Source organism: Pseudomonas sp. DWP2-2 (assembly GCF_049897065.1).
Taxonomy (GTDB): domain Bacteria; phylum Pseudomonadota; class Gammaproteobacteria; order Pseudomonadales; family Pseudomonadaceae; genus Aquipseudomonas; species Aquipseudomonas paracarnis.
On the sequence record NZ_JAFCVN010000003.1, the window covers coordinates 53,256 to 69,716 of the forward strand.

Below are 16,461 nucleotides of genomic sequence, written 5' to 3' on the forward strand. Positions count from 1 at the left end.
AACTTGACGATGCTTCATGCATCGACCATATTGATAGTTAGCAAACTAACTGTATGCGAACTATCCAGTGCCTCAATCCCTCGAACAACTCCAGATGAGCCTCAGCAGCAGCATGGTGGTGGGCGCCCGTAATTGGCGCAAAATCTGCCAGACCACGCTGGTCAGCTATGGCATCTCCGAAGCCTGCGCCGTGCCGTTGTTGATGATCGGTCGCTTGGGCGACGGTGTGCACCAGGTCAAAGTAGCCCAGGCTTCCGGTATGGAAAGCCCATCACTGGTGCGCCTGCTCGACCGACTGTGCGGTGACGGCTACGTCTGCCGCACCGAAGATATCCACGACCGCCGCGCCAAGGCCTTGAGCCTTACCGAGCGTGGCCGTGAGCTGGTGCAGGCGGTGGAGGCGCAACTGGTGCGCCTGCGCAAGGACGTGTTGGCCGATATCGCCCCCGACGATCTGCGAGCGGCACTGCGTGTATTGCGCGCCTTCGAAGCGGCCGAGGCTGTGACGCCTTGAACGGATTTTTTACTGGCTTCCCGCCCGCCCGCGACTGGTTCTACGGGGTGCGTACCTTCGCTGCGTCGATGATCGCGCTGTACATCGCCATGCTCATGCAAATGCCGCGTCCGTACTGGGCGATGGCCACGGTGTATATCGTCTCCAGCCCGTTTGTCGGCCCTACCAGTTCCAAAGCCCTGTACCGCGCCATCGGCACCTTGATGGGCGCGGCGGCGGCGGTGCTGTTTGTGCCGATGTTCGTTCAGTCACCCTACATTCTGGTGGTGGTGATTGCGTTGTGGACCGGCACTTTGCTGTTTCTGTCCATGCACCTGCGCACCGCCAATAACTACGCCCTGATGCTGGCCGGCTACACCTTGCCGCTGATTGCCTTGCCGGTGGTGGATAACCCCTTGGCGGTCTGGGATGTGGCGGAGGCGCGTACCGAAGAAATCTTCCTCGGCATCGCAGTCGCAGCGGTGGTGGGCGCGATGTTCTGGCCTCGGCGGCTGATGCCGGTGTTCGATGGCTCGGTGGCCAAGTGGTTCAGCGACGCGCAGGTCTATAGCCAGCGCTTTCTCAGCCGCAAGGTCGACCCGCAAGAAGTCAGCAACCTGCGCGGCGGCATGGTCGCCACCTTCAACACCCTTGAATTGATGATCGGCCAGCTGCCCCACGAAGGCGCACGCCCGCAGACGGTACGCAACACCAAGGAACTGCGCGGGCGCATGATTCACCTGCTGCCAGTGATCGACGCTTTGGACGATGCGGTGTACGCCATTGAGCACCGTGCGCCAGAGTTTCTCGATCAGCTCACGCCGCTGCTGGAAGATGCCAGCGCCTGGCTGCAAAGCACCACCGAAGCCGCGCCACTGGAAAGCTGGCGCCTGCTGCGCGACAAGATCGACGCCGCTCAACCCCAGGGCGAAGCGCTGGATGACCGTCATACGTTGCTGTTCTCCAACGCCCTGTACCGCCTGGGCGAATGGGTCGACCTGTGGCAAGACTGTCGTAGCCTGCAAGCCGCCATCCAGTGTGAAAGCCAGGACACCTGGCGCGCCGTCTACCGCCACTGGCGCCTGGGGCGGCTCACGCCGTTCCTCGACCGTGGGCTGATGTTCTACTCGGCGTTCTCCACCGTGACCGCGATCATTGTCGCCTCGGTGCTGTGGATTTTGCTGGGCTGGACCGACGGCGGCAGCGCCGTGATCCTTGCCGCCGTCGCCTGCAGCTTTTTCGCCTCGATGGACGATCCGGCACCGCAGATCTACCGGTTCTTTTTCTGGACCGCCATGTCGGTGCTGTTCGCCAGCTTGTATCTGTTTCTGGTGCTGCCCAACCTGCATGACTTCCCCATGCTGGTGCTGGCCTTCGCCGTGCCGTTTATCTGCATCGGCACCCTTACGGTTCAGCCACGCTTCTACCTGGGCATGTTGCTGACGCTGGTGAACACATCGTCGTTCATCAGCATCCAGGGCGCCTATGACGCGGACTTTCTCAACTTCGCCAACGTCAACCTGGCCGGGCCCGTTGGCCTGCTGTTCGCGTTCGTGTGGACGTTGATCGCCCGACCCTTCGGCGCTGAATTGGCGGCCAAGCGCCTCACCCGTTTCAGCTGGCGCGACATCGTCAGCCTCACCGAGCCCGCCACCCTGGCCGAGCACCGGCACATGGCCGTACAAATGCTCGACCGCCTGATGCAACACCTGCCGCGCCTGGCCCTCACCGGCCAGGACACTGGCATCGCTCTGCGCGACCTGCGCGTGGCGCTGAACCTGCTCGACCTGCTGGCCTACTCGCCACGCATCCTCGGTGTGCCACGGGTGTTGCTCAACCAGGTGGTGGAAGGCGTGGGCGGTTACTTCAAGGCCTGCCTCAAGGCGGGTGAACGCTTGCCCGCGCCCAGCGGTCTGCTGATGACCCTGGACCGCACGCGTCGCGCCCTCAATGGCCAGGGCCTGCAAGACGAAGACGACACGCGCCTGCATCTGCTGCACGCCTTGGCCGGCCTGCGTCTGGCGCTGTTGCCCGGTGTGGAGTTCATTGGCGGTACAGAGATGCAAGCGCCGTTACCTGATGGAGCGCCTTTATGATCGGTGACCTGGATATCAGCGGGGTGTTCCTGCCCACGCTGCTGGTGCTGATGGGCATTACTTATGTGTTGTTTCTGGTGGTGCACGGGCTGTTGACGCGCATGCACTTCTATCGCCTGGTCTGGCACCGGGCATTGTTCAATGTGGGGCTCTACGCGCTGTTGCTGGGCGCGGTGGACTCACTCAGTCGATATTTGATGACATGAAAAAACCTTTTTTGACTATCGGCCGTGTCGTCCTGACGTTGTTGATCGTGAGTTTCGCGGTCGTCGTTGTGTGGCGCATGGTCATGTACTACATGTTTGCGCCCTGGACCCGTGACGGCCACATCCGTGCCGACATCGTGCAGATCGCCCCGGACGTTTCCGGGCTGATCCAGCGCGTTGACGTGCGCGACAACCAGTTGGTGACCAAGGGCCAGGTGCTCTTCGCCGTCGACCAGGACCGCTTCAAGCTGGCCCTGCGCCAAGCCCAGGCCGCCGTGGCCGACCGCCAGGAAACCCTGGCCCAGGCCCAGCGCGAGTACAAGCGTAACCGTGGCCTGGGCAACCTGGTGCCCAGCGAGCAACTGGAAGAGAGCCAGTCCCGCGTCGCCCGCGCCCAATCGGCACTGGCCGAAGCGCAAGTGACGGTGGACTCCGCCCAACTCAACCTCGACCGCTCGGTGATCCGCAGCCCTGTGGACGGCTACGTCAACGACCGCGCACCGCGTACCCAGGAGTTCGTCACCGCCGGCCGCCCGGTGCTGTCGGTGGTAGACAGCAACTCCTTCCACATCGACGGCTATTTCGAAGAGACCAAGCTCGACGGCATCCACGTCGGCATGGGCGTGGACATCCGTGTGATCGGCGACAACGCGCGCCTGCATGGCCACGTGCAGAGCATCGTCGCCGGTATCGAAGACCGCGACCGCAGCAGCGGCTCCAACCTGTTGCCCAACGTCAACCCGGCGTTCAGCTGGGTGCGCCTGGCCCAGCGGATCCCGGTGCGTATCGCCTTCGATGACGTGCCGGCGGACTTTCGCATGATCGCCGGGCGCACCGCGACGGTGTCGATCATCGACGACAAGGTCAAAGACGGGGACAAACCATGAAGCGGCTTCTGGCAACCGCTTCCCTGGGGTTGTTGCTGTCGGCCTGCCAAGTGGTGGGGCCCGATTACAAACTGCCGGAACAGGCCGCCGTCAACCGTGGCGACCTGCAAGGGCCGATCATGGGCGAGGGCAGCAACGTCGTCTCGGCACCGGTGCCGGCCGATTGGTGGAAGCTGTACAAAGACCCGCGCCTGGACGAACTGGTGCGCCAGGCCATGGCCTCCAACACCGACCTGCGCGTGGCCGCCGCCAACTTGCAGCGCTCGCGTTATCAGGTGCAGCAGGCCGAATCCGCTGGCGGCTGGAGTGCCGGCGTCAAGGCCGAGGCCCAGCGTTTGCAGGAATCTGGCGAGGCCTTCTTGCTGCCGGACAAAGTCCCGGTAGGCAATATCGGTAGCGTCGGGATTACCACGTCCTATCAATTCGACCTCTTCGGCACCTTGCAGCGCGGCATCGAAAGCGCCCAGGCCAGCGCCGATGCCACCCAGGCCGCGGCGGATATCGCCCGCATCACCCTGGTGGCCGATGTGGTGCGCTCCTATACCCAGGTGTGCGCGGCCAACGAAGAACTGGCGATTGCCAACGAGTCCCTCGACCTGCAAGCCCAGAGCACCAAACTGACCCAGCGCTTGCGAGATGCCGGGCGTGGCGATGAGACCCAGGTGACACGTTCGCAAACCCAATACAAATCCCTGCGTGCCGACATACCGCGTTATGAAGCCTCGCGTCAGGCGGCGCTGTTCCGGCTGTCGATGTTGCTGGCCAAACCTGTCGACCAACTGCCAGCCGGCACGGGCACCTGTGCCGAGCTGCCACATATTGCTCAACTGCTGCCGGTAGGCGATGGCGCCACGCTGCTCAAGCGTCGCCCTGATGTGCGCCAGGCCGAACGCCAGCTGGCCGCCGCCACGGCGCGTATTGGCGTGGCGACCGGCGCGTTGTACCCGGATATCAGCATCGGCGCCACGGTCGGCACCGTCGGCCTGCTGGAAAACCTCGGCACGCCTGCCACCAACCGCTGGGGCTTTGGCCCGATGATCAGCTGGACTGTACCGACCAACGGCGCTCGCGCCCGCGTGCATGAAGCTGAAGCCGCGACCCAGGGCGCCCTGGCCCACTTCGACGGCGTGGTGCTCAACGCCATCCGCGAAACCCAGACCGGCCTGGCCCAATACACCGCCGTGTTGCAACGCCGCGACGCCCTGGCCGACGCCGAACAGTCGGCGCGAGAAGCCGCCGGCCAGACCCATCGCTTCTTCCAGGCCGGCCGCGAATCCTTCCTGGCCGACCTGCAAGCCACGCGCACCTACACCGATATGCGTGCGCAACTGGCGGCGGCCAACACCCAGGTTGCCATGAGCCAGATCGACCTGTTCCTGGCCCTGGGCGGCGGTTGGGAAAGCGGACGAACGCAAGGGGAAAAACCCGGCAAACCGTGAGGTGATTGCTATGCTTTCTTGGGTGAGGCCCGCTGGCGCCTCACCCGACAAAGCTCGCGTTTGCTCATGGGGATTCCAAGAATGAAAAACCCTTATGCTCCCGCTTTCTGGTGCGTGCTCTTCGCACTGGTTTTGTTATCGGCCGCGTATTTTTACGGCGTCATGCTCGCCCATCAACTCGACAAGGCCATGGTGTTCCTCGACAGCGCCTGCCTGGTGATCGGCACCTTGTCCATCGGCGTGGTGGCCTGGGCGTCGTATCAAAACCAGCGCGTGAAGAAAAAACTCCTCGAACAGGGCAAGACCCGCGTGGCGATCTGGGACACCAAGGTCGCCCTGCGCCGTGTCGAAACCGTGTTCGATCGCTATTTCTGGGGCAGTTACTGGCAGCCGGGGCGCACGTTCCAGGAAGTCATGGGCGACCTCACCGGCACGCCGCTGGAAAAAAGCCTCGAAATCCTGAAAAAACAATGTGTGCTGCTGGATCGGCAGGTTGCCGACGGTAGGCACTGGCTGGATAACGCGCGGGAATTGTCCGACGTGGCCACGCAAATGGCCCGCGAGCGCTACCAGCTGGACTTTTGCGACCCCAAGGCCGACACCCCCGGCAATGCCGTGATACATCGCGAGTTCGAGGTGCTGGTGTACACCTGGACCGCACGCTTGAAGAGTTTTGATCACCAACTGGATGAAGTCGAACAGGAGTACTCCTGAACTCCTGCTGAACTGATCCCTCTGAAAGGTTGGGCCGTTTACGCCCGCCAGTGCTAATCTTCCCCAGCCTTTGGCCACACGGGCCACGACTGTAGGAGCGAGCTTGCTCGCGAAAGACGCCAACGATAACGCGGGCATTCTGAATGAACGCGGTGCCCATGCGTTGTTCGCGAGCACGCTCGCTCCTACAGGAACCCCTACAGGGTTCAAGGAAGACAGCCCACTTCTCACAGGATTTGATCAGGTCACTTCATGAATAAGCCAGCCGTTGTTTTCTTGGGTTTTGTTGTCGCCGTCGGCGCCGTCAGTGCGGGCGGTGCCTGGTACACCGGTAAACAACTGGAGCCGGTCCTGCAAACCGCTATCCAGAGCGCCAATAAAGAACTGCAGACCTCCATGGCCGGCGTCGATGGCAGCGTGACCCTGGAGCTGGTGTCCCTGGACCGTGGCGTGTTCAGCAGCACCGCGCACTATCGCCTCAAGGGCCAAGGCAGCGTGTTCGGCGAAGACAACCCGAACCCCGAATTGCTGTTCGTCGACCATATCGAACACGGCCCGCTGCCGTTCTCGCGCCTGGTGACCCTCAAGTGGTTGCCGGTCATGGCCACCAGTCACTACGAACTGGAAAAGAACCCCACCACCGAAAAATGGTTCGCCGCCAGCAAAGACGTGTCGCCGCTCAAAGGCGTGGCGAATATCGGCTATAGCCGTTCGGTCAGCGGCAACATCGAATTGCTGCCCCTGGAGTTCAAGGACGCCACTTCCTCGGTGAGCTTCTCCGGCGCCAACCTCAACTTCGACAGCAGCGCCGAAGGCCAGAAGGTCAAGGCCGAAGGCTTCATGAACAGCCTCAAGGTTGCCGCAGTGGACGCCGAAGGCGCACCGTTCGAAGCGGAGCTGGCCGGCCTGACCGTCGCCAGCAACCTGGAAAAAACCACCTTCGGTTTCTACACCGGCCAGAACACCGTGGAGCTGACCGACACCAAGGTCACCTTCGGCCCGCAGAAAGCCGTGCTGACCCTCAAGGGTTTCGAGCAGAAAGACTCCAGCGAAACCAAGGACAACAACCTGGCTGGCCGCGTCGACTACAAGATCGACGAGATCGGCTACCAGGGCAAAGCAGTCGGTTCGGCCGCCATGGCCGTGAGCATGAAGAACGTCGACATTCCGGCGATGCTGGTGCTGACCAAGCTCTACCAGGACAAGATGCAACCGGTGCAAGCTGCCGCTGCTGCCGGTCAACCGGTGCCGGAGCTGCAAATGACCGAAGCCGAGCAAGCCCTTGCGGAAGCCAACGTCAACCAGGTGCTGGCCGCCAAGCCGCAACTGGCCGTGGAAAACCTGTCGCTCAAAACCACCCGTGGCGAAAGCAAGTTCAACCTGGTGGTGGACCTGGCCAAGCCAACGTCCATGGAGCTGCCGCCGGTTGAACTGGGCAAGCAAATGGTCTCGCTGCTGGATGCCAACCTGACCCTGTCCAAGCCGATGATCAGCGACGTGGCGGCCCTGCAAGCCCAGGTGGGCGGCGTGACCGACCCGCAAGCCATCGAACAGCAATCGCAGATGGCGGCTGAGATGGTCAGCAGCATGGCGGTCGGTACTCAACTGGCGACCCTGGTGGGCACCGACGTGGTTTCCAAGCTGCACTACGCCAACAACGAGGTGACCTTCAACGGCCAGAAGATGACCGTTGAGCAGTTCCTCAGCTTTGTGATGTCCAAAGCCGGTGCGGTCAGCGGCGCCCAATAAACCTGAAATGCGATAAAAAAATGTGGGAGCTGGCTTGTGTGGGAGCTGGCTTGCCTGCGATAGCATCGCCCCGGTCTGGCTGGACGACCGAGGTGCCTGCATCGCGGGCAAGCCCGGCTCCCACACAAACCCGGCTCCCACTTTTGTTTTGTGTGAGGGCAAAAAATCGCGGTCGTACAATTCTGAACAATTGTTCTGAATTGTGCTTCCCCCTACTTCCCTAAGGGATAGTTCCTACAGGAAAGCTAGGTCGGGTCCCGAGACGCCGACACCCTGAAGCGTTTCGCTCAGGACCATCTATCGTTAGAGCTTTCCGTGTGTAAGGAAGCTCACGACATGCTGCGAAACCACCCCTACAGTGCCTCAGGCCGGTTGCGTCTGCTTATCGGAGCCGCACTGTGCAGCCAATTGCTGGTCCCAGGCCTTGCATTTGCCGACCCTGCCTACGACGCTCTGATCATCCAGGCCCGCAACGGTCACTTCACGCCGGCGCTGACCCAACTTCGCCAACTCTCCGCCGAACGCCAGACCCCAGGCCAGGTCAGCGACCACCTGGTGATCGCCGGCTGGGCCGGGCAAGATGCTGAAGTGCTCAAGGTTTACGAGGCGCAAGGCAAGCATCGCAACCTCACCACCCAGGCACTCGCCACGGTGGCGCGCACTTATCGCAATCAAAAGCAGTGGGCTCAGGCCGAAGCGGTCTATCGCCAGGCGCTGCTGCGTGAACCCAATAACGTCGACCTGCAACTGGGCCAGGCCCTCACCCAGGCCGATGGCGGCAAAGCCAACGAAGCGGTACAACGCCTGCGCACGCTGGTGGCGGCGCAACCCAATGACCCCAATCGCCGCATGGCCCTGGGATATGCGCTGACACGTGCCGGCCTGAACTACGACGCGCTGTTCGAATTCGACCAAGCCTTTATCCGGGCGGGCGATAAACCCGAAGTGGCGCGTGAATACATCGTTGCCCTGCAAAAGGCGCGGCTGCCGGAGCCGGCACTGCGCCTCTCGGCCAAGCGCCCGGGGCTGGTGGACGCAGTCACCCAGCGCCGCCTCGAAGGTGACCTTGCCGCCGAGCGTGTGCGCATGGCTGAGTTCGCCACACGCAGCGAGAAGGAACGCTACGTCATCGCAGACCGTGCCCTGCAGGACTACGACAAACTGATCAGTCGCTGGGCGCCGGACGCCACAGCCAAGGACGACGTCATCCGCTGGCGCATTGACCGCCTGGGCGCGCTCAAGGCGCGAGCACGGCATGCCGAGGTGATCCGCGATTACCAGACCCTCACTGGCGAAGGCGTGCAACTGCCTACCTACGCGTTGCGTTGGGTTGCCGGCTCTTACCTGGAACAGCGCCAGCCGGAAAAGGCCGAGCCGTTGTACCGCCAGGTACTCACCGCCCCCGACACCGATGCCAGCTATCGGGTCGATGACAGCACGGCGCTGTTCTACGCCTTGTTGGAAAGCGACAAGGTCGAAGAGGCTCGCCAGGTCGCTAACAACCTGGCCAAGGAGCAAAACCCCCGCGTTGAGCTCAAGGGCTTGCCCATTGGTAACCCCAATGACAACTGGATGGACGCCCAACAATTATCCGCCCAGGCCGGTACCTATGGCGGTGACCTGCCCGGCAGCGAAGCCAGCCTGGAAGCCCTGGTGGCCAAGGCACCGGGCAATGTGGGCCTGCGCCTGGCCCAGGCCGACATGTACCGCGCCCGCGACTGGCCGCGTCGCGCCGAAGGCACGCTCAAGGAAACTGAAACCCAGGCTCCCCGCGATATCGGCCTGGAAGTCTCCCAAGCCTATACCGCCATGGACTTGCAAGAATGGCGGCAGATGGACGCGCTCACCGACGACGTGCTCGCCCGTAACCCGGACAACCGTCAGGTGCAGCGCCTGAGCCGCCTGCGCGATGTGCACGACATGGCCGAGTTGCGTGTCGAGGCCTACACCGGCAAGAGCTACGGTGGCGGCAATAACAACGACGCTGGTGCCGTCTCCGGCAGCCGAGACTGGGGCATTGAAAGCGTGATCTACACGCCTCCCATCGACGAAGATTGGCGCCTGTTCGCCGGTGCCGGCTATGCCACCGCCGACTTCCAGGAGGGCACTGGCCAACATCGCTGGCAGCGCGTGGGCGTGGAGCGTCGCACCCGTGACATGACCATCGAAGCCGAAGTGTCCAACCATTCCTATGGCGACGGTTCCAAGCAAGGCGCCAGCGTGTCGATTGCCCGCGACATCAACGACCACTGGCAATACGGCGGCAGCCTTGGTTATTTGCTCAGCACCACGCCGTTGCGGGCCCTGAATGACGGTGTCACAGCCAACGGCGGCAGCGGTTTTATCCGCTGGCGCGCCAACGAAAGCCGCGAGTGGAAACTGACCCTCAGCCCGTCCCATTTCAGCGACGGCAACGACCGCTTCGAAGCCTTGCTCACCGGCCGCGAGGGCCTCTACAGCTCGCCCCATGTGCAAGTGGACCTGGGCCTGGAAGTGGGCGCCAGCCGCAACAGCAAGGAAGACACCGTGTACTTCAACCCGAAGTCGGACTTCACGGTGTTGCCCATGATCAACGTCAATCACGTGCTCTATCACCGCTATGAAACCCAGTGGAGTCAGCAGTTCCAAATCGGCGCGGGTACCTACAGCCAGCGTGACTACTCCACCGGCGGTATTGGCCTGATTGGCTACGGCCAACGCTATCGCTGGAATGACGTACTGGAAATGGGCGCCAACCTCAGCCTGATCAGCCGACCTTATGACGGTGATCGCGAACGCGATCTGCGCCTGCTCGTCGACCTCACTTACCGTTTCTAAAAGAGCCTGACCATGACCGTCCTCAGCCGTTGCTTGTTGGTCCTGGGTGTAATGCTGGCCGCCGCCTGCGCCCAACAACCCGCGCCCTACACCCCACCCGCCGAACGGCCGATAGCGCCCAACGAAGCGCCGTGGCCGAAGAACCACTTTTTGGGCATTGCCTATCACGACGTGGAAGATCGCGACCCCGATCAAGCCGTGGTGGCGGTGCGCACCGAGCGTTTGATCGAGCAACTGGCGTGGCTGCGGGAGAATGGCTACCAGGCGGTAAGCGTCGACCAGATTCTGGCGGCCAGGCGTGGCGGCCCGGCATTGCCGCCCAAGGCGGTGATGCTCAGCTTCGATGACGGTTATTCCAGCTTCTACACCCGCGTGATGCCGATTCTGCGTGCCTACCACTGGCCTGCATTGTTGGCGCCGGTGGGGTCCTGGATCGACACGCCGTTGAACCAACCGGTGGATTTTGCCGGTACGCCACGACCACGGGGAGAGTTCCTGACGTGGCAGCAGATTCGCGAGGTGTCGCAGTCTGGCCTGGTGGAAATCGCCGCCCACACCGATGCCAATCACAAGGGCATCCTGGCCAACCCCCAGGGCAACCTGGAACCGGCCGCCACCACGCGAAGTTTTGACCCCAAAACCAACGGCTACGAAAGCGAAGCGCAGTTCCAGGCGCGTATGCGGGCTGACGTCGCCGCGATTTCGAACAAAATCCGAACCGTCACCGGCAAGGCGCCGCGTGTATGGGTGTGGCCGTACGGGGCCGCCGATGGCACCTCGTTGGCGGTGGTCGGCGAGCACGGCTACGAGATGGCGCTGACCCTGGAGGACGGGCTCGACGACCTCGGCAACCTGATGAACAGCCCACGCTTTCTGGTGGCCTCAGACCCGGACGGCGAGCATTTTGCCAACAGCATGGTCGCCGTGCAGACCAAAGCGCCGATGCGCGTGCTGCACGTAGACCTGGACAACGTGTACGACCCCGACCCGGCCCAACAGGCGCGCAACCTCGACGTGCTGGTTCAGCGCGTGGTGGACATGGGCGCTGGCACCGTCTTCCTGCAAGCCTTTGCCGACCCCAAGGGCGACGGCCTAGTGCATTCGCTGTACTTCCCCAACCGCCATCTGCCGATGCGTGCTGACCTGTTCAACCGGGTTGCCTGGCAATTGCACACCCGTGCCCATGCCAGTGTGTACGCCTGGATGCCGGTGCTGAGTTTTGCCCTGGACCCCAAGCTGCCGCGTGTGACCCGCTGGGACCCGAAAACCGGCCAGGTCGGCCCCGACCCGGATCAATACAAACGCCTGTCGCCATTTGATCCCAAGGTGCGGCAGGTCATCGGTGAGATCTACCAAGACCTGGCGCGTGTAGGGCCGATTGACGGCATCCTTTACCACGATGATGCGGTGTTCAACGACTTCGAAGACGCCAGCCCCGCAGCACTCAAGGCCTATGCGGCCCAAGGCCTGCCGGACACCATCGCCGCCCTGCGTGCCGACCCGGCCGTGATGCAGCGCTGGACCAGTTTCAAAAGCCGCTACCTGATCGACTTCACCCATGAGCTCACCGCCAAGGTCCGCGCTATCCGTGGGCCGCAGGTACTCACCGCGCGCAATATCTTCGCCGAGCCGATGCTCAACCCTGGCAGCGAAACCTGGTTCGCGCAGAACCTTGATGACTTCCTCCAGGCCTACGACTGGACCGCGCCGATGGCGATGCCGTTGATGGAAGGCCAGGAAGTGAAGACCTCCAACGCCTGGCTGGAAAAACTCATCGCCACGGTCAAGGCGCGCCCCGGCGCCATGGAAAAAACCATCTTCGAATTGCAAGCCAAAGACTGGCGCACCCAGGCCGCACCGGATATCAGCGCTGAGCAATTGGCAGAGTGGATGGGTGTACTCAAACGCCAGGGCGTCACCAGTTTCGGCTACTACCCGGACAACTTCCTGGAAAACTCCCCGGACTTGAAAACTATTCGTCCGGCCCTCTCCAACCAATGGAACCCTTGATCATGGTTGACAGAATCCTGGCTCTATTCGTGTTGGCACTGGTACTGGGCTTGCCCCTGGGCCTGATCTTCCTGGTGACCGGGCAGTTCCTGATGGACTTCGTGTTCTTCTACCCGTTGTTCATGTCGGCACTATGGATAGCCGGTGGCCTGTATTTCTGGCTGCACTGGGAACGCCACTGGCCGTGGAAAGAAGACACGCCGGCGCCGACCCTGGCCGGCGAGCCGCTGATCTCGATCATCATCCCTTGCTACAACGAGGGCGATAACGTCGCTGACACCATTGGCGCGGCCCTCGGCCAGTTGTACCCGAACATCGAAGTGATCGCGGTCAACGACGGCTCCAGCGACAACACCGCCGCAGTTCTCGATGCCCTGGCGTTGCAACACCCGCGCTTGCGCGTGCTGCACCTGGCGCAGAACCAGGGCAAAGCCGTGGCCCTGCGCATGGGCGCCGTGGCCGCCCGCAGCGAATACCTGGTGTGCATCGACGGCGATGCCTTGCTCGACAAAAACGCGGCCGCCTACATGGTCGCGCCGATGCTCGACAACCCGCGCCTGGGGGCCGTCACCGGCAACCCGCGCATTCGTACCCGCTCGACCCTGATCGGCCGGGTGCAGGTGGGCGAGTTCTCCTCGATCATCGGTTTGATCAAGCGTACCCAGCGGGTATTCGGTCGGATCTTCACGGTCTCCGGTGTGGTGGTGGCGTTTCGCAAGAAGGCACTGGACCGCATCGACTACTGGAGCACCGACATGATCACCGAGGACATCGATGTCAGTTGGAAGCTGCAACTCGATCACTGGGCGATCTTCTACGAGCCGCGCGCCCTATGCTGGATCCTCATGCCCGAAACCGTCGGCGGCCTGTGGAAACAACGCCTGCGTTGGGCCCAGGGCGGCGCTGAAGTGCTGTTCAAGAACATCCGTGGCATCTGGCAATGGCGCCACCGCTACCTGTGGCCGCTGCTGTTCGAGTACTGCCTGTCTACCGGTTGGGCCTTCACCTTCCTGCTGTCGGTGATCTTCTGGGCCGTGGGTAAATTCGTCACGCTGCCGGCGGCGATCACCGTGAGCTCGTTGGTGCCGCCCGCGTTCACCGGCCTGGTGCTGGCGATGGTGTGCCTGCTGCAGTTTGCGGTGAGCATCCTGATCGACCGGCGCTACGAAAAAGACCTGTGGAAAACCCTGTTCTGGACCGTGTGGTACCCGATGGTGTTCTGGCTGGTGAGCCTGCTCACCACCCTGGTCAGCTTTCCCAAGGTGTTGTTCAACCAGCATCAGAAACGCGCACGCTGGGTCAGCCCGGACCGCGGTATCAAACCTGCACAAGAGGAGGCGTGATCATGAAACTGGTCAGAACTCGCCAAAACACACTGATGTGGATCGTCGATGTGCTGCTGACCCTGCTGGCCTGGGGTGGGTTGATCTGGCTGCTGGCGCGAGGCATCAGCGCCATGCTTGAAACCCACGGCGGCCCACGCATCGAGGCGCCTATCTTTGCGGCGCTCAACACCTTGCAGGTTTACCTGTGGATCGCGCTGTTCAATGCGGTGATCCTGATCAGCTGGGCACGTTATCAACAGCATCGCGGGCGCAAATTCGCCCAGCGCCGCGCCGAGGCCAATGCGCTGAGCGACCAGCACCTGAGTGAAAGTTTCAACTTGGGCGACGGCGACCTCGAACAACTGCGCCGCCCCGGCGTGCTGGTGATTCACAACGATGAAGAGGGCGGCGTCGAAGAAGTGAAGTCCCACGTCTCCCGCGACGTCGAACGCCCCGGCCTGACCCTGGTACCCGACAAAGACAAGGGCATTGGCTAGACCTAAGCGAACGCAATGCCCAAAGCAATGAAGACCCAATGTGGGAGCTGGCTTGCCTGCGAAAGCGATAGTGCAGTAACAGTTGCAGTGACTGACACACCGCCTTCGCGAGCAAGCCCGCTCCTACAGGTAGTATTTCCACCCATGGCTTGCAGTGGTTCACTCCTCTTGTTGGAATTCCGATAAATGGGATCCAATTCACAAAACCCCCGCGAACTTTTCCCCCTTCTCCGGTACTAACCTAACTCGGCGAACATCTGATGGCTAAGTAATGGCAGTCGGAAAGTCATTCGTCGAATCGCCATCAAAACAGTTGCCACTTGTCGGAATAATCACTGCAAGTGCCCGACTTAAACTCTTTTGATGAAAAATTATCATTAATAATCAACAGGTTAGAAAACTAATCAGTCGAACGGCCCCACGTCGCCCGTTTCTAGGCGGGCTGGAAGTTCGATGTTAGTTTCGCGGCCCTTGATTTTCGATGGATCGAACATGTCTTCGTTATTGCCATGGACCCGGTTATTGCTCTGCACCCTCCTGCTCACCTGCATGGGCCTGAACAGTGCATCCGCCGCCCCCACGCCTGGCGATCAAGACTTGATCCGCGACCGGCAGAACCGCTTGCTTGAAGAGCAACAGCGGCGCCTCCAGGAGCTGCAGGACCTGCCCGGCAAAGCGGACAAGCCCCAAGCCCCGGCAACCCCGGCCGACACCCGTTGCTTCCCGATCAAAACCATCGAACTCAAAGGCGCCGACAGCCTGCCGGCGCCCGACCGCGAGCGCCTGCTCAAGCCCTACATCGGCCAGTGCCTGGGCGTGTCCCAGCTGAACGACCTGCTCAAAACCATCACCGACTACTACCTCGGCAAAGGCCGCGTCACCAGCCGTGCCTACCTGCCGCAGCAAGACCTCTCCACCGGCCATCTGCAAGTGCTGGTGGTGGAAGGCAAACTCGAAGCGTTGCGCAGCGCCGAAGGCAGCACGGTGACCGACCGCGAACTGGCCATGGCGTTTCCCGGCAAGGTCGGCGAAGCACTGAACCTGCGTGAAATCGAGCAACTGGTGGACCAGCTCAACCGCCTGCCGTCCAAACAAGCGCAGATGGAGCTGACGCCTGGCAAGCAAGTCGGTGGCAGCGACGTGGTGGTCAAGAACACCGCGCAAAAGCCCTGGCGCGCCAGCCTGTCGCGCAACAACGATGGGCAGAAAAGCACCGGCGAACAGCAATGGGGCGCTGGCCTTGAGTGGGACAGCCCACTGGGCCTGGGTGACCAACTGATGCTGCGCGGCGGCCATGACGCCATCAGCGACCACCAGAAAACCTCGAAAAACACCATGCTCTACTACAACCTGCCCTGGGGCTGGTGGAACTTCAGCTACACCTACAGCGAGAGCGACTACCGCACCTACGGCGTGACCGACGGCTTCAAATTCAAGCAGGACGGCGACAACCAGAACCACCAACTGCGCGCCGAGCGGGTGATCCATCGCGACGATGTGAGCAAGACCTCGGTCAACGTCGGCCTGGCGCACCTGCGCACCAACAACTACATCCTCGACACACGCACCGAGGCCAGCAGCAACCGCCTCAGCGAACTGCAACTGGGCGTCAACCACGGTCGGCGCATCGGCAGTGCCTTCGTCAACCTGGACCTGGGCATGCAAAGCGGCATTGGCCTGCTCGACGCCCAGTCTCAAGACGAGCGTGACCCGCTCGGTCGGCGTCAGCCCAATTCGCGCTACCGCAAATACACCGCCACCGTCAGCTACCTGCAACCGTTCAGCCTGTGGGGCGAGTCGTTCAGCTTCAGCAGTTTGGCCACCGGCCAACGCAGCGAAGACATTCTGTTTTCGCCCCAGCGCATGAGCCTCGGCGGCTCGGCCTCGGTGCGCGGTTTCAAGGACCAGTTGCTGACCGGCGACAGCGGCGGCTACTGGCGCAACGAAGTGCGCTGGGCACGCCCGGTGACCCTCGACTGGATGCGCCCGGCCTTCGCCGAATACGGCGCCAGCGTCGGCTACGACCAAGGCGTGATCCGCAACGACCGCTACAACGACAACGTTCATGGCCGGGTGTCCAGCAACTCCCTGGAGCTGTTCGCCCGTGGCAAACACGTCAGCACCAGCGTGACCTTTGCTCATTCGTTAGAAAGACCCGGTGTGGTGACCGAGCGCGAAGCGCCGATCTACTTCCGCATGGATTTTTTCCTGTAATTCAACGCCCCGCT

General features: G+C 62.2%; 12 protein-coding genes. All 12 read left to right on the forward strand.

What is annotated here, in order from left to right; translation table 11 throughout:
- The first annotated feature begins 94 nt into the window (after positions 1–94).
- The 12 genes from ACP7CZ_RS07750 to ACP7CZ_RS07805 all read left to right on the forward strand — a co-directional run bounded on the left by ACP7CZ_RS07750 (position 95) and on the right by ACP7CZ_RS07805 (position 16,447).
- Entirely contained in the window at positions 95–514 is a 420-nt protein-coding gene (locus tag ACP7CZ_RS07750; RefSeq protein WP_236282468.1) for a MarR family winged helix-turn-helix transcriptional regulator, read from the forward strand.
- Positions 511–2,589, forward strand: coding sequence for an FUSC family protein (locus ACP7CZ_RS07755; protein WP_089042755.1), 2,079 nt, complete (start codon positions 511–513; stop codon positions 2,587–2,589). The genes ACP7CZ_RS07750 and ACP7CZ_RS07755 overlap by 4 nt, the downstream gene beginning before the upstream one ends.
- Entirely contained in the window at positions 2,586–2,795 is a 210-nt protein-coding gene (locus ACP7CZ_RS07760) for a DUF1656 domain-containing protein (protein WP_003187469.1), read from the forward strand. Before ACP7CZ_RS07755 ends, ACP7CZ_RS07760 begins: the two co-directional genes overlap by 4 nt.
- Positions 2,792–3,682 (forward strand): efflux RND transporter periplasmic adaptor subunit, encoded by an 891-nt coding sequence (locus ACP7CZ_RS07765; protein ID WP_032878498.1) that lies wholly within the window; start codon positions 2,792–2,794, stop codon positions 3,680–3,682. The genes ACP7CZ_RS07760 and ACP7CZ_RS07765 overlap by 4 nt, the downstream gene beginning before the upstream one ends.
- On the forward strand, positions 3,679–5,121 hold the full coding sequence (locus tag ACP7CZ_RS07770) for an efflux transporter outer membrane subunit (RefSeq protein WP_032894227.1): 1,443 nt from the start codon (positions 3,679–3,681) through the stop codon (positions 5,119–5,121). Before ACP7CZ_RS07765 ends, ACP7CZ_RS07770 begins: the two co-directional genes overlap by 4 nt.
- A gap of 81 nt (positions 5,122–5,202) precedes the next feature.
- Complete coding sequence (locus ACP7CZ_RS07775) at positions 5,203–5,835, forward strand: hypothetical protein (RefSeq protein ID WP_054896844.1); 633 nt, start codon at positions 5,203–5,205, stop codon at positions 5,833–5,835.
- A 252-nt stretch (positions 5,836–6,087) separates the two neighbouring features.
- Positions 6,088–7,584, forward strand: coding sequence for a YdgA family protein (locus ACP7CZ_RS07780; protein WP_034125427.1), 1,497 nt, complete (start codon positions 6,088–6,090; stop codon positions 7,582–7,584).
- A 336-nt stretch (positions 7,585–7,920) separates the two neighbouring features.
- A complete protein-coding gene (pgaA, locus tag ACP7CZ_RS07785; protein ID WP_089042756.1) occupies positions 7,921–10,401 on the forward strand; it encodes a poly-beta-1,6 N-acetyl-D-glucosamine export porin PgaA in 2,481 nt (826 codons plus the stop codon).
- 12 nt (positions 10,402–10,413) lie between these two features.
- A complete protein-coding gene (gene pgaB, locus ACP7CZ_RS07790; protein WP_294173319.1) occupies positions 10,414–12,411 on the forward strand; it encodes a poly-beta-1,6-N-acetyl-D-glucosamine N-deacetylase PgaB in 1,998 nt (665 codons plus the stop codon).
- Between the two features lie 2 nt (positions 12,412–12,413).
- On the forward strand, positions 12,414–13,754 hold the full coding sequence (gene pgaC / locus ACP7CZ_RS07795) for a poly-beta-1,6-N-acetyl-D-glucosamine synthase (RefSeq protein ID WP_054896841.1): 1,341 nt from the start codon (positions 12,414–12,416) through the stop codon (positions 13,752–13,754).
- 2 nt (positions 13,755–13,756) lie between these two features.
- A complete protein-coding gene (pgaD, locus tag ACP7CZ_RS07800; protein ID WP_003187480.1) occupies positions 13,757–14,233 on the forward strand; it encodes a poly-beta-1,6-N-acetyl-D-glucosamine biosynthesis protein PgaD in 477 nt (158 codons plus the stop codon).
- Positions 14,234–14,725: 492 nt separating this feature from the next.
- Entirely contained in the window at positions 14,726–16,447 is a 1,722-nt protein-coding gene (locus tag ACP7CZ_RS07805; protein WP_294173310.1) for a ShlB/FhaC/HecB family hemolysin secretion/activation protein, read from the forward strand.
- The last annotated feature ends 14 nt before the right edge of the window (positions 16,448–16,461 follow it).

What these genes read in the sequence shown, in the direction of transcription:
- ACP7CZ_RS07750 (WP_236282468.1), top strand. Translation starts at nt 95, where the DNA reads ATGAGCCTCAGCAGCAGCATGGTGGTGGGCGCCCGTAATTGGCGCAAA.
- ACP7CZ_RS07760 (WP_003187469.1), top strand. Translation starts at nt 2,586, where the DNA reads ATGATCGGTGACCTGGATATCAGCGGGGTGTTCCTGCCCACGCTGCTG.
- ACP7CZ_RS07765 (WP_032878498.1), top strand. Translation starts at nt 2,792, where the DNA reads ATGAAAAAACCTTTTTTGACTATCGGCCGTGTCGTCCTGACGTTGTTG.
- ACP7CZ_RS07770 (WP_032894227.1), top strand. Translation starts at nt 3,679, where the DNA reads ATGAAGCGGCTTCTGGCAACCGCTTCCCTGGGGTTGTTGCTGTCGGCC.
- ACP7CZ_RS07775 (WP_054896844.1), top strand. Translation starts at nt 5,203, where the DNA reads ATGAAAAACCCTTATGCTCCCGCTTTCTGGTGCGTGCTCTTCGCACTG.
- ACP7CZ_RS07780 (WP_034125427.1), top strand. Translation starts at nt 6,088, where the DNA reads ATGAATAAGCCAGCCGTTGTTTTCTTGGGTTTTGTTGTCGCCGTCGGC.
- pgaA (WP_089042756.1), top strand. Translation starts at nt 7,921, where the DNA reads ATGCTGCGAAACCACCCCTACAGTGCCTCAGGCCGGTTGCGTCTGCTT.
- pgaB (WP_294173319.1), top strand. Translation starts at nt 10,414, where the DNA reads ATGACCGTCCTCAGCCGTTGCTTGTTGGTCCTGGGTGTAATGCTGGCC.
- pgaC (WP_054896841.1), top strand. Translation starts at nt 12,414, where the DNA reads ATGGTTGACAGAATCCTGGCTCTATTCGTGTTGGCACTGGTACTGGGC.
- pgaD (WP_003187480.1), top strand. Translation starts at nt 13,757, where the DNA reads ATGAAACTGGTCAGAACTCGCCAAAACACACTGATGTGGATCGTCGAT.
- ACP7CZ_RS07805 (WP_294173310.1), top strand. Translation starts at nt 14,726, where the DNA reads ATGTCTTCGTTATTGCCATGGACCCGGTTATTGCTCTGCACCCTCCTG.